The sequence below is a fragment of the Buttiauxella sp. AC142 genome (assembly GCF_979253435.1).
Map to the genome: position 1 here is coordinate 4,098,007 of NZ_CEEDCH010000001.1, position 13,022 is coordinate 4,111,028.

At 48.6% G+C, this 13,022-nt stretch carries 15 protein-coding genes, 2 tRNA genes and 1 rRNA gene; 6 read left to right on the plus strand and 12 right to left on the minus strand.

All coding sequences use genetic code 11. The features are described from left to right. Positions 1-70 precede the first annotated feature (70 nt). The 3 genes from AC0IWZ_RS19025 to AC0IWZ_RS19035 all read right to left on the minus strand — a co-directional run bounded on the left by AC0IWZ_RS19025 (position 71) and on the right by AC0IWZ_RS19035 (position 1,945). Positions 71-146: transfer RNA gene (locus tag AC0IWZ_RS19025), tRNA-Ala, on the minus strand. Positions 147-259: 113 nt separating this feature from the next. Next, positions 260-336 (minus strand) — tRNA-Ile (locus AC0IWZ_RS19030). 69 nt (positions 337-405) lie between these two features. Further along, positions 406-1,945, minus strand: a 16S ribosomal RNA gene (locus AC0IWZ_RS19035). A gap of 510 nt (positions 1,946-2,455) precedes the next feature. On the opposite strand from AC0IWZ_RS19035, the gene AC0IWZ_RS19040 reads away from it, so the two are divergent. Then, on the plus strand, positions 2,456-3,010 hold the full coding sequence (locus tag AC0IWZ_RS19040) for a gamma carbonic anhydrase family protein (protein ID WP_410374348.1): 555 nt from the start codon (positions 2,456-2,458) through the stop codon (positions 3,008-3,010). Here the strand turns inward: AC0IWZ_RS19040 and AC0IWZ_RS19045 are convergent. The 6 genes from AC0IWZ_RS19045 to dprA are packed head-to-tail and all read right to left on the minus strand — an operon-like array spanning position 2,986 to position 6,782. Then, a complete protein-coding gene (locus tag AC0IWZ_RS19045) occupies positions 2,986-3,243 on the minus strand; it encodes a DUF1488 family protein (protein WP_410374349.1) in 258 nt (85 codons plus the stop codon). The two genes, AC0IWZ_RS19040 and AC0IWZ_RS19045, sit on opposite strands and share 25 nt — an antisense overlap. After that, complete coding sequence (gene aroE / locus AC0IWZ_RS19050; RefSeq protein WP_034498987.1) at positions 3,240-4,058, minus strand: shikimate dehydrogenase; 819 nt, start codon at positions 4,056-4,058, stop codon at positions 3,240-3,242. The genes AC0IWZ_RS19045 and aroE overlap by 4 nt, the downstream gene beginning before the upstream one ends. 8 nt (positions 4,059-4,066) lie before the next feature. Beyond that, positions 4,067-4,639, minus strand: a complete 573-nt coding sequence (gene tsaC, locus AC0IWZ_RS19055) for an L-threonylcarbamoyladenylate synthase type 1 TsaC (RefSeq protein ID WP_471680516.1) — start codon at positions 4,637-4,639, stop codon at positions 4,067-4,069. 6 nt (positions 4,640-4,645) lie between these two features. Beyond that, entirely contained in the window at positions 4,646-5,188 is a 543-nt protein-coding gene (locus AC0IWZ_RS19060; protein WP_471678693.1) for a DNA topoisomerase family protein, read from the minus strand. A gap of 24 nt (positions 5,189-5,212) precedes the next feature. Next, positions 5,213-5,686, minus strand: a complete 474-nt coding sequence (gene smg / locus AC0IWZ_RS19065) for a DUF494 family protein Smg (RefSeq protein WP_034461751.1) — start codon at positions 5,684-5,686, stop codon at positions 5,213-5,215. Next, a complete protein-coding gene (gene dprA / locus AC0IWZ_RS19070) occupies positions 5,658-6,782 on the minus strand; it encodes a DNA-protecting protein DprA (protein WP_471678692.1) in 1,125 nt (374 codons plus the stop codon). The genes smg and dprA overlap by 29 nt, the downstream gene beginning before the upstream one ends. 128 nt (positions 6,783-6,910) lie before the next feature. On the opposite strand from dprA, the gene def reads away from it, so the two are divergent. The 5 genes from def (at position 6,911) to mscL (ending at position 11,753) form a co-directional block, all read left to right on the plus strand. Further along, positions 6,911-7,420, plus strand: coding sequence for a peptide deformylase (def, locus tag AC0IWZ_RS19075; protein WP_034498997.1), 510 nt, complete (start codon positions 6,911-6,913; stop codon positions 7,418-7,420). Positions 7,421-7,441: 21 nt separating this feature from the next. Continuing rightward, positions 7,442-8,389: a methionyl-tRNA formyltransferase gene (fmt, locus tag AC0IWZ_RS19080; protein ID WP_471678691.1), complete on the plus strand. Its 948-nt coding sequence runs from the start codon at positions 7,442-7,444 to the stop codon at positions 8,387-8,389. A gap of 76 nt (positions 8,390-8,465) precedes the next feature. Then, entirely contained in the window at positions 8,466-9,755 is a 1,290-nt protein-coding gene (gene rsmB / locus AC0IWZ_RS19085) for a 16S rRNA (cytosine(967)-C(5))-methyltransferase RsmB (protein ID WP_471678690.1), read from the plus strand. 47 nt (positions 9,756-9,802) lie between these two features. Beyond that, positions 9,803-11,179, plus strand: coding sequence for a Trk system potassium transporter TrkA (gene trkA, locus AC0IWZ_RS19090; RefSeq protein WP_034499005.1), 1,377 nt, complete (start codon positions 9,803-9,805; stop codon positions 11,177-11,179). 160 nt (positions 11,180-11,339) lie between these two features. Next, a complete protein-coding gene (mscL, locus tag AC0IWZ_RS19095) occupies positions 11,340-11,753 on the plus strand; it encodes a large-conductance mechanosensitive channel protein MscL (RefSeq protein ID WP_034499006.1) in 414 nt (137 codons plus the stop codon). On the opposite strand, the gene AC0IWZ_RS19100 is transcribed toward mscL, so the two are convergent. From AC0IWZ_RS19100 to rplQ, 3 genes are all read right to left on the minus strand, one after another. Next, complete coding sequence (locus tag AC0IWZ_RS19100; RefSeq protein WP_172893072.1) at positions 11,728-11,970, minus strand: alternative ribosome-rescue factor A; 243 nt, start codon at positions 11,968-11,970, stop codon at positions 11,728-11,730. The two genes, mscL and AC0IWZ_RS19100, sit on opposite strands and share 26 nt — an antisense overlap. A gap of 62 nt (positions 11,971-12,032) precedes the next feature. Then, positions 12,033-12,452, minus strand: coding sequence for a Zn(2+)-responsive transcriptional regulator (gene zntR, locus AC0IWZ_RS19105; protein ID WP_471678689.1), 420 nt, complete (start codon positions 12,450-12,452; stop codon positions 12,033-12,035). A 143-nt stretch (positions 12,453-12,595) separates the two neighbouring features. Beyond that, the gene (gene rplQ / locus AC0IWZ_RS19110; protein WP_034461760.1) at positions 12,596-12,982 is read right to left on the minus strand and encodes a 50S ribosomal protein L17; all 387 of its coding nucleotides are present in this window, start codon (positions 12,980-12,982) and stop codon (positions 12,596-12,598) included. Between the last annotated feature and the right edge of the window lie 40 nt (positions 12,983-13,022).

Genomic DNA, 13,022 nt, shown 5'->3' on the forward strand with positions numbered 1-13,022 from the left:
TTAAAGAGCAAATACTTCTCAGCACACTGTTAAACAGTACACTTAGAAGTATTGGGTGAGCATGAAATGATGGTGGAGCTAAGCGGGATCGAACCGCTGACCTCCTGCGTGCAAGGCAGGCGCTCTCCCAGCTGAGCTATAGCCCCATCGATTTCGTAAAACCTTTGATTTACCGTGAATTATTCGCTAGTCAAGGCGCAGCGTCACGAAGCATATTGAAATATGCGAGTGATGCTGTAACGCAGGATAGCGGAGAATCTGGTAGGCCTGAGTGGACTTGAACCACCGACCTCACCCTTATCAGGGGTGCGCTCTAACCACCTGAGCTACAAGCCTATAAGGTTTTACTGCTCGTTTTCTATCAGACAATCTGTGTGAGCACTACGCAAGTTCGTATCTTTCAGGTAAGGAGGTGATCCAACCGCAGGTTCCCCTACGGTTACCTTGTTACGACTTCACCCCAGTCATGAATCACAAAGTGGTAAGCGCCCTCCCGAAGGTTAAGCTACCTACTTCTTTTGCAACCCACTCCCATGGTGTGACGGGCGGTGTGTACAAGGCCCGGGAACGTATTCACCGTAGCATTCTGATCTACGATTACTAGCGATTCCGACTTCACGGAGTCGAGTTGCAGACTCCGATCCGGACTACGACGCACTTTATGAGGTCCGCTTGCTCTCGCGAGGTCGCTTCTCTTTGTATGCGCCATTGTAGCACGTGTGTAGCCCTACTCGTAAGGGCCATGATGACTTGACGTCATCCCCACCTTCCTCCAGTTTATCACTGGCAGTCTCCTTTGAGTTCCCGGCCGAACCGCTGGCAACAAAGGATAAGGGTTGCGCTCGTTGCGGGACTTAACCCAACATTTCACAACACGAGCTGACGACAGCCATGCAGCACCTGTCTCACGGTTCCCGAAGGCACTAAGGCATCTCTGCCGAATTCCGTGGATGTCAAGAGTAGGTAAGGTTCTTCGCGTTGCATCGAATTAAACCACATGCTCCACCGCTTGTGCGGGCCCCCGTCAATTCATTTGAGTTTTAACCTTGCGGCCGTACTCCCCAGGCGGTCGACTTAACGCGTTAGCTCCGGAAGCCACTCCTCAAGGGAACAACCTCCAAGTCGACATCGTTTACGGCGTGGACTACCAGGGTATCTAATCCTGTTTGCTCCCCACGCTTTCGCACCTGAGCGTCAGTCTTTGTCCAGGGGGCCGCCTTCGCCACCGGTATTCCTCCAGATCTCTACGCATTTCACCGCTACACCTGGAATTCTACCCCCCTCTACAAGACTCTAGCCTGCCAGTTTCGAATGCAGTTCCCAGGTTGAGCCCGGGGATTTCACATCCGACTTGACAGACCGCCTGCGTGCGCTTTACGCCCAGTAATTCCGATTAACGCTTGCACCCTCCGTATTACCGCGGCTGCTGGCACGGAGTTAGCCGGTGCTTCTTCTGCGAGTAACGTCAATCACTGCGGTTATTAACCACAATGCCTTCCTCCTCGCTGAAAGTACTTTACAACCCGAAGGCCTTCTTCATACACGCGGCATGGCTGCATCAGGCTTGCGCCCATTGTGCAATATTCCCCACTGCTGCCTCCCGTAGGAGTCTGGACCGTGTCTCAGTTCCAGTGTGGCTGGTCATCCTCTCAGACCAGCTAGGGATCGTCGCCTAGGTGAGCCATTACCTCACCTACTAGCTAATCCCATCTGGGCACATCTGATGGCAAGAGGCCCGAAGGTCCCCCTCTTTGGTCCGAAGACGTTATGCGGTATTAGCTACCGTTTCCAGTAGTTATCCCCCTCCATCAGGCAGTTTCCCAGACATTACTCACCCGTCCGCCGCTCGTCACCCAGGAGCAAGCTCCCTGTGCTACCGCTCGACTTGCATGTGTTAGGCCTGCCGCCAGCGTTCAATCTGAGCCATGATCAAACTCTTCAATTAAAAGCTTGATTTGCTTCAACTCGTGAAGCGGTGCTCAAAAATTAACTTTCGTAATAATTCAACTAAATGAATTACTGCTTGGTCACTCTTCAAGACTTGATATTTTTTTGATACCCGAAGGTATCTGAGATATCAATCCTGCGAGTGCCCACACAGATTGTCTGATAAATTGTTAAAGAGCAGTGAGTTACGCGCTTTCGCTTGCTAACTCGAGGTGGCGTATATTACGCTTTCCTCTTTCAGAGTCAACCCTTAATTTCAGGATATTTGACTCTCATCGCCGCCGTGACTCTGTGATGTTGTTCACATGTTCCGTGTCGATGGAGGCGCATTATAGGGATCTCTTTTTATTGCACAACCCTTTTTTCGATCTTTTCAACTGACTGATTAGTTTTCGCCCTTTTCGCTGCGATCGTGTTCGATCCGCCCTGTTTTTGACGGTTTCCCTCCTTGCCATCGGTTAAGAAAGCAGCCACAGTCTATCTACGAAGAGAACTTCCAGAGGTGTTTATGTCCGCAGTATTACGACCTTTTCAAAAAACTTACCCTAAAGTCGGCCAACGAGTGATGCTTGATAGTTCAAGTGTAGTAATTGGCGATGTACATCTTGCCGATGATGTGAGTATCTGGCCGCTAGTCGCCATTCGTGGTGACGTTAACTATGTCGCTATTGGTGCTCGTAGCAATATTCAGGATGGCAGTGTTCTACACGTCACGCATAAATCCGCCTACAACCCGGAAGGCAATCCGCTAGTTGTCGGCGAAGATGTAACTGTTGGACACAAGGTCATGCTGCATGGCTGCACTATTGGCAATCGCGTGCTTGTCGGTATGGGGTCGATTTTGCTGGATGGTGTAGTAATAGAAGATGACGTAATGATTGGTGCGGGAAGTCTGGTGCCACAACACAAGCGACTTGAAAGTGGCTACCTTTATTTGGGCAGTCCGGTTAAACAGATTCGCCCGCTCACACCAGAAGAACGGGAAGGCTTAAAATACTCAGCCAATAACTACGTACGATGGAAAGATGAATACCTCGCTCAGGAAAGCCATACCCAGCCTTGATCGTCATCTTCGCCTTCGGCAATCATAGCATCAGCTTCTTCTTCCAGGTCCCAACGATGAAGACGAAAGTGCTCGAGCCATGATTCCTTATTATCGCCACCATAACGGCTGGCGATAATCTTCCCGGAAATGCCACACATCACTTGAAACCCATTTACTACCGCTGGAAAGCATATCGCCTGGAGCTGATCGTCCCACCATTCACGATCGGGAAACTGGATCGCCTGGTTCACTGCGACATTTCCTGTTTTAGCTTCTCTATTACGGGTGCGATTTCAGGTAATCTTCCATGCCACAGTAAAAATGCATGGGCAGCTTGCCCCACCAGCATTCCCAAACCGTCAGCGTAGTGCTGAACACCGTGTTGTTTGCACCAAAGCAGGAAGGGTGTTTCACCTTTTTGGTAGAACATGTCGTAGCAATAAACGTTGTGCGAAAGCAGAGACGCCGGAATCGCTGGAATGTCACCGGCGATTCCGCTCGAAGTCGCATTGATAATGAGATCAAATTCATGACCATCGAGGTCACACTGCGCCAACGCCTTAACGCTGCCGGTGTGGCTAAATAGCTGCGCGAGTTCTTGTGCTCGGGAAAGAGTTCGGTTAACTATCGTTACTGCGCAATCAAGCGAAAGCAACGGCAATAACACCCCTCTTGCCGCGCCACCAGCACCTAACAACAAAATACGCTGCCTCGGTTTAATGAAGGACAACCGTTCAAGGTCGGTTAACAACCCAATACCGTCAGTGTTGTCCCCCAACAGGCGGCCATCGTCCAGCCGTTTGAGAGTATTCACCGCTCCGGCTAATGCTGCACGTTCAGTCAGTTCATCTGCCCGAGCGAATGCCTGCTCCTTAAAAGGAACGGTAATGTTGATGCCTTTGCCGCCAGCCTGGAAAAATTGCTCCAGTGTTTCAATAAAAGCATCAACAGGTGCCAACACACGGCCATATGAATGCTCGATAGTTAGTTGCTCAGCAAACATCTTGTGTATTTGCGGTGATTTGCTGTGCTGAATTGGGTTACCAAAAACGGCAAAGGTTTCCATTAATTAAATTACCCCTGGCGGAAAAGTTGGCCGGTCAAAGCGTCACGAATTTCAGAAGGATTCTGGCGGCCTCCGGTATCACCACGCAATACCGGGAAGTTATCGCCAAATTGCAGCGACACTTCATCAGCAGTGCGACACGGAGGCAGGCCGGATAAATTGGCACTGGTGGAAACCAAAGGTTTGCCAAACGCCTCGCATAAATCGCGGACTAAAGGATGGTCCGTGACTCTCACAGCCAGGGATTCAAACCGCCCTGTCAGCCAGCGCGGCGTTGAAGGAAGTGCAGGAAAAACAAAAGTCACAGGTCCTGGCCAGCAAGAAAACACATTGTCTCGCTGCTTTTGTGAAAGTGCGGAGCTATCTATATAAGGAACAAGTTGCTCGAAATTCGCAGCAATCAGAATAAGGCCTTTGTCGACAGGGCGATGTTTTAACTCAAGCAAACGCGTAACGGCTAATTCACTGTCAGGATCACAACCGACACCGAATACAGCTTCGGTTGGATAAGCGATGACTTGTTGTTCTTTTAAGGCGGCAACGATCTCTACGAGTTGCTCTTTTTGCAGGTTTGTCTTCACAAGCTTTTATTCCGCCGTTACCGGCTTTCCACATTGTTTACTGGCACAAAGATGTTTTAAGCCCTGTGCGGTTTTCTTTTCGATAAGTAAAGAATAGTGACATGCAGGGCATTCGCCCGCTACCGGTTTGCTGTTGATAACAAACTGACATGTCGGGTAGCTATCACAAGACCAAAATGTTTTGCCAAATCGGGAACGGCGCTGGACTAATTTACCCTGCTGGCACTGGGGACAATTGATTGCCGTTTCATCTGGTTTGTCGATAACTTCCGTGTGCTCGCAGGAAGGATAGTTGCTACAACCAATGAACATACCAAAACGCCCCTGGCGTAGAACAAGGTTCTCCTGGCATAACGGGCAGAGCTGGCCTTCCAGTACTTTAACTATATGGCCGTCAGCCTGGTTTTTTAGCGGACGCACATAATCGCATTCCGGGTAATGAGAACAGCCAAGAAAAGGGCCATGTTTACCGGAACGAATCACTAACCCTGCCCCGCATTGAGGACAGGGTTCATTTTTAGGCACAGTGAACAGTGCTGATTTGGTCATAACATCTCATGCTGCGACTTTAATTTAGTGCAGCATACCTTCATTTACTTCGAAGAGTAATTCTTCCATTTGTTGATATGCGTTTTCGCAACCCGGAATATTGAACAGTACCATTAGCACCACCCACTTTAAGTCTTCCAGCTCAAACTCAGCGGTGTCTAGCGCCAATACTCGTTCAATGACCATTTCACGGGTTTCGAGGTTCAGCACCTGAATCTGTTCCAGGAACAGTAAAAACCCCCGACAAGTTGCATCAAGTCGCTGGCATTCTTCTGCGGTATACATACGCATAGAAAGAGGATCAGCGGCCAGTTGCATGGGTTCAGTCAGACCATCTTGATAGTCCGCCAGCTTTTCAAGCCATACAAGAGCGTTATAAATGTCTTCGTGATCAAAACCAGCATCGGCGAGATCACGCGTCAATTTATCTTGATCAACTCGCATTTCCACTTCGTTGTGGATGTAGGTTTCAAATAAGTACATTAGTACGTCGAACATGGCATGCCCTCCTCAATCGGACATAGCCGCCGGGTACAGCTGCGATCCATCCTGCTAACTCCAGTTCGAGTAGCTGGGCTACCGTAACTGGCACAGGTTGGCCGGCACGTTCAGCGACGACGTCAACAGGTGTAACCTCATCTCCTACGTTAGCCAACAGCTCAGGAAATGGCAATGTGCGATCCCCTTCATTGTGTGAATATATTAATGCGTTGTGAGGTGACGGAAGCCATTGCAGTTCGTTTTCGAGATACTCGAGAATATCTGAAGGATGGCTCACAAGAGTTGCCCCCTGCTTAATCAACCAATGCGGGCCTTCGCTCCCCGGGCTTCCCACGGCCCCAGGTAACGCAAACAATTCACGGCCTTGTTCGAGGGCATAACGCGCTGTCACCAACGAACCGCTGCGCTCACTCGCCTCCACAACAAATACTGCCCGGCTTAGACCACTAATGATGCGATTTCTGCGAGGGAAGTTACCGGGATACGGCGAGGTCGCAAGTGGAAACTCACATATTACCGCTCCCCCTTCAGCAATGATCTGCTGACCCAACTGCTTATGTCGTTTGGGGTAGATATCTGCCAGACCGTTTCCCAATACCGCGACGGTTTTCCCATGAACATTGAGTGCTGCGCGGTGTGCTACCGCGTCAATACCCAAAGCCAGGCCACTGGTTATTGTTAATCCAGCTGTAGCGAGTGGCTCACAAAACATCCGGCACCAACGTTCGCCGTAAAGAGTAAGGCCACGATTACCCACTACAGCAAGCTGATTACTGGAAAGAAGCGCCACATCACCCGCGACAAATAGCGCTGCGGGGTAACAGTCTATTGCTCGTAGTTGCTCGGGATATGCTGGGTCATATGCGGTCAGGAGATGATGATTAGGTTGTTCAAGCCAACTGAATGATGCTTCCAGCTCTTTATTACTGAGTGCCAGAAACTGAGATATCTGTGGAGCAGACAACCCCGCTTTAGCCAGCGAGAATGCCGAATACTCCGGCTCACTCATTAAGAAATGGGCAATTTTTAATAGCTTATCGCCACTCAAGCTTTGAACAGCCATAAGGCGTAACCAAATCTCTGTTGTTGGCATAACTTCCCCCTGCCATAAGCTATAAAAGCAATCCTTGCGATTGGTCACTGATGCTGTCAATCAGGCGGGGAAATGTCTAGAATAGAGGTAATAATCTTTCTATCAATTGAACACAGCTCTGGATATTTATGTCAGTTTTGCAGGTATTACATTTTCCGGACGAGCGCCTTCGCACTGTTGCGACGCCGGTTAAAGAGGTGAATGCGGAGATTCAGCGGATTGTCGATGACATGTTCGAGACAATGTACGCAGAGGAAGGTATCGGCCTGGCAGCAACGCAGGTGGATATCCATCAACGTATTATCGTGATTGATGTTTCCGAGAATCGCGATGAACGCCTGGTGTTGATTAACCCTGAACTGCTGGAAAAAAGCGGTGAAACAGGTATCGAAGAAGGTTGTCTGTCTATTCCTGAACAACGTGCGTTGGTTCCACGTGCGGAAAAAGTCAAAATCCGCGCGCTCGATCGTGAAGGTAAGCCGTACGAACTCGAAGCTGATGGCCTGCTGGCTATCTGTATCCAGCACGAGATGGATCACCTGGTTGGTAAACTTTTCGTCGATTATCTTTCGCCGTTGAAACGTCAGCGTATTCGTCAGAAACTGGAAAAAATGGCTCGCCTGAATAAGAGCGCCTAATCCATCACAAAAGGGAATAATGTGTCTGATTCACTACGTATTATTTTCGCTGGCACACCTGACTTCGCAGCGCGTCATCTAGACGCGCTGTTGTCTTCTCAGCACCAGGTTGTTGGCGTATTTACACAACCCGACAGGCCCGCTGGACGTGGTAAAAAGCTGATGCCGAGTCCGGTCAAAGTGTTGGCGACGGAAAAGAGTATCCCCATTTTTCAACCTGCGTCATTGCGCCCTGCTGAAAATCAGGAATTGGTTTCCAACCTGGATGCCGATGTGATGGTTGTCGTGGCTTACGGTTTGATTCTGCCAAAAGCAGTACTTGATATGCCTCGCCTGGGTTGCATTAATGTGCACGGGTCACTGCTGCCACGCTGGCGCGGTGCGGCACCTATCCAGCGTTCGTTATGGGCAGGTGATGCTGAAACTGGCGTAACCATCATGCAGATGGATGTTGGTCTGGATACTGGCGATATGCTGGTTAAACTCGCATGCCCGATTGAAGCGACAGATACCAGTGCAACGTTGTACGATAAACTGGCAGATCTTGGTCCTCAGGGATTACTGGAAACATTAAGCCAGTTAGCAGCAGGCACTGCAAAACCTGAAACTCAGAATGAAGAATTAGTGACTTACGCTGAAAAGCTCAGCAAGGAAGAGGCCCGCGTCGATTGGTCACTTTCTGCGGCACAGCTCGAGCGCAATATCCGTGCATTTAACCCGTGGCCAATGAGTTGGCTGGAAATTGACGGTCAACCTGTCAAAATCTGGCAAGCATCCGTGATTAACCAGCCCGCTAAAGCAACTCCTGGAACAATCATCGAAGCCAATAAGCAGGGTATTCAGGTGGCAACAGCTGAAGGAATTTTAAGTCTGGAATCGCTTCAACCTGCAGGTAAAAAAGCAATGAGCGCTCAGGATCTTCTGAACTCTCGCAGTGAATGGTTTAAGCCTGGCGCGCTTCTCGCCTGATAAAAGAAATTCTTTGCGCCCAGGTCATACACCTGGGCATTTTTGTTTTTAAGCGCCGGAAAACCAGAGCGTTGTTATGAAAAAAACACTAAATCTTCGCAGTATGGCCGCACAGACGATTGAACAAGTTGTGGAACAGGGACAGTCGCTCAGCAATGTCCTACCAGCCATGCAACAAAAAGTCTCTGACAAAGATAGAGCCTTACTACAAGAACTTTGCTTTGGTGTAATACGCACCTTGCCACAGCTAGAATGGCTGATTGGCAAATTGATGTCCCGTCCAATGACCGGCAAGCAACGCACCATCCACTATCTGATTATGGTGGGTTTTTATCAGCTGCTTTATACCCGAATTCCTGCCCATGCCGCTCTGGCAGAAACAGTTGAAGGCGCAATGGCAATTAAACGCCAGTCGCTGAAAGGTCTGATTAATGGCGTTCTACGCCAGTTCCAAAGGCAGCAAGCAGAATTAATGGCGGAAGCGGCTAAACACGAAAGTCGTTTTTTACATCCTTCCTGGTTGCTGCAACGTTTGAAAAAAGCTTACCCCAATCAGTGGCAATCCATCATTGAGGCTAACAATCAGCGTCCACCAATGTGGCTACGCGTGAACCGTCAGCATCAAACGCGTGAAGAGTGGATGGCATTACTGGCTGAAAAAGGTCTTGAAGGTCATGCTCACCCGCAATATCGCGACGCTGTGCGTCTGGAGGCTCCAGCTCCAGTGCATGCACTGCCTGGATTTGAAGAGGGCTGTGTTACTGTTCAGGATGCTTCGGCTCAGGGTTGTGTTGATCTACTTGATCCGCAAAACGGCGATACGATCCTGGATTTGTGTGCGGCACCGGGCGGAAAAACGACACATATTCTGGAAGCTGCTCCAAAAGCGCATGTCATGGCAGTAGACATTGATGAACAGCGCCTGAAACGAGTCCACGAAAATCTACAACGTTTGGGAATGACCGCTGATGTGAAAAAAGGCGATGGTCGTTACCCTGAGCAGTGGTGTGGCAACCAGCAATTTGATCGTATTCTTCTTGATGCTCCATGTTCAGCAACAGGGGTTATTCGACGCCATCCAGATATCAAATGGCTGCGTCGTGACCGTGACATCGCTGAATTAGCCGTGCTGCAAAAAGAGATTCTTGAAGCTATCTGGCCAAAATTGAAAACAGGTGGAACACTGGTCTACGCGACCTGCTCTATCCTGCCGGAAGAGAATTGCCAGCAAGTCGCCGCGTTCCTTGCTCTGCATCCAGAAGCAAAACTGGTTGAAACGGGTACAACTGAAAAGCCGGGGATCCAGAATCTACCTTCCCAGGAAGACGGTGACGGCTTCTTTTACGCTAAGCTAATTAAGAGCTGATTCAGTTTGCTGAGTCTTAGGTTTCATCACCCATGAAGCTATAAAAAATGAAAATAATAATTCTCGGTGCTGGCCAGGTTGGCGGCACTCTGGCAGAAAACCTGGTTGGTGAGAACAACGATATTACCGTTGTTGATACTAATCAGGACCGCCTACGCAGCTTGCAGGATAAGTTCGATTTACGTGTTGTGCAGGGGCACGGCTCGCATCCACGTGTTTTACGTGAAGCAGGTGCTGACGATGCCGATATGCTGGTTGCTGTTACCAGTTCTGATGAAACGAATATGATCGCCTGCCAGGTGGCGTATTCGTTGTTTAACACGCCAAACCGAATTGCGCGTATCCGTGCGCCAGATTACGTGCGTGACGCCGAGCGTTTGTTTAACGCTGAAGCTGTGCCAATTGACCATCTTATCGCGCCAGAACAATTAGTTATCGACAATATTTATCGTCTGATTGAGTATCCTGGTGCGCTTCAGGTAGTGAATTTTGCAGAAGGGAAAGTCAGTCTTGCGGTAGTGAAAGCCTATTATGGTGGTCCATTAGTAGGGAATGCCCTTTCGACGATGCGTGAGCATATGCCGCATATTGAAACTCGAGTCGCCGCTATTTTCCGTCACGACCGACCTATTCGCCCGCAAGGTTCAACCATCGTTGAAGCTGGGGATGAAGTCTTCTTCATTGCCGCATCTCAGCATATTCGAGCAGTGATGAGTGAGCTACAGCGTCTGGAAAAACCGTATAAGCGCATCATGCTCGTTGGTGGCGGCAATATTGGCGCAGGTCTGGCGCAACGCCTTGAAAAAGATTACAGCGTTAAGCTTATTGAACGCGATCCACAGCGCGCAGCCGAACTTGCGGAAATGCTGCAAAATACCATCGTATTTTATGGCGATGCTTCCGATCAGGAGCTGCTGGCTGAAGAGCATATTGAGCAGGTAGATTTGTTTATCGCCGTCACCAACGATGATGAAGCAAATATTATGTCTGCTATGTTGGCTAAACGTATGGGAGCCAAAAAAGTTATGGTTCTTATTCAACGTAAAGCTTACGTGGACCTTGTGCAGGGCAGCGTAATTGATATTGCAATTTCACCGCAACAAGCCACCATTTCGGCACTTCTGGGGCACGTGCGGAAAGCTGATATCGTGAGCGTTTCATCTTTGCGTCGTGGTGTAGCCGAAGCGATTGAAGCCGTTGCGCACGGTGATGAGAGTACTTCACGTGTAGTAGGACGCTCTATTGATGAGATAAAGCTTCCACCAGGGACGATTATCGGTGCAGTAGTTCGTGGTAATGACGTTATGATCGCAAATGACAATTTACGCATCGAACAAGGTGACCATGTCATTATGTTCCTGACAGATAAGAAATTTGTTAGCGATGTAGAACGTCTGTTCCAGCCAAGTCCATTCTTCCTGTAGTCACTTTTGGGCAGAATACTTTACTGCCCATTTCATTTTCAATCTCGATAAACCTTACTAAAGCTATTGAATTAGCGGGAAATTCTTATTTCCTGATGTAATGGCAATCGAGTCATCATTTGTTAGACTTATTAACGTCAGCCGGTACAAGGAGAGAAAAATGAGCATGTTAAAAGAATTTCGCGAATTCGCGATGCGCGGAAATGTAGTTGATTTGGCAGTGGGTGTCATTATTGGTGCAGCATTCGGGAAAATCGTTTCGTCTCTGGTCGCAGATATTATTATGCCACCATTGGGGTTATTGATTGGTGGCGTTGATTTTAAACAATTCGCTATAACGCTAAGACCCGCAGTTGGAGATATTCCGGCAGTGGTAATGCATTACGGCGTATTTATTCAAAATATTTTTGACTTCGTGATCGTTGCGTTCGCAATCTTCATGGCAATCAAAGCGCTAAACCAACTGAATCGTAAGAAAAAAGAAGAACCTGCAGCGCCACCGGCGCCAACCAAAGAAGAAATATTACTCAGCGAAATCCGCGATCTGCTTAAACAGCAGAATGAGCGAATCTGATTGCGCTAGTTAAAACAGGAAGGCCAGTGGTAAAAAAGCAATTTGCTTGTTTGCCACTGGCCTCCCAGTTACCTCGTTTTGCATGTTTTGCTGTTCGTTGATAACTACCCTTCCCTTTCTTATTCTGCTCAACTCGTTGGCGAAACAGCGGATCATGCAGCAAAGCCTCGATAGCATTATCCCTGATGACACCTTTTTTATGCTGATACTTACTCATAAAAACTCCAGATAGATTAAAATAACGGCATTATACTATGCCTGCACATATCGGACTGCAATTTATTCTTTTCGCTGCCTCGCACCTTGCTCAAGCGCCTCGAGAATTGAACAATACTCACTGCTATGAGCGCTGCCACAGCAGGCATCATTCAGTCTTTGTAATGACCTTTTCATATGCTGTAATTCTCTAATTTTGGACTCAACTTCGAGCAGCCTCGACTGCACAATGCTCTTTGATTCCTGGCATGTATGATGTACAGGATCAACTCGGATAGACAAAAGTTCACGGATCGTTTCAAGAGTGAAGCCCAACTGCTTGGCATAACGGATGAATTTCAAACGCTGTAAATCACTTTCGCAGTAAAGTCTGAATCCGCCTTCAGTCCTGACTTCATGAGCCATCATTTGCTGCTTTTCGTAATAACGAATGGTATCAGGTGTAACGTCCGCCAGTTTGGCCAACTCTCCAATACGAAACATGATCATTCCTCATCAATTTTATGAAGTAACGTATGTTGCTCTTGCTGGTAAGAGATACAACAAAGATACGATGAATTAATGCCGGAGGGGAATTTCAGATATAAAAAAACCGGGCAAGCCCGGTTTTTTCACGTTACTACAGATTACTCTGCAGCAGCTTCTGTTTGAGATTCGGCGCGGTCAACCAGCTCGATGTAAGCCATCGGAGCGTTATCACCAGCACGGAAGCCACACTTAAGAATACGAGTGTAACCACCAGTACGCGCTGCAAAGCGCGGACCCAATTCATTAAACAGTTTTGCCACGATCTCGTTATCACGAGTGCGGGCGAATGCCAGACGACGATTAGCAACGCTATCAGTCTTGGCAAGAGTAATCAGCGGCTCAACTACGCGACGCAGCTCTTTCGCTTTAGGCAGAGTCGTCTTGATGATCTCATGACGAACCAGTGAACCTGCCATGTTGCGGAACATAGCCTGGCGATGGCTGCTGTTGCGGTTCAGTTGACGACCACTCTTACGATGGCGCATGACCTTATCCTTCTCAGTAAAACCTTAACCTGTGATCCGG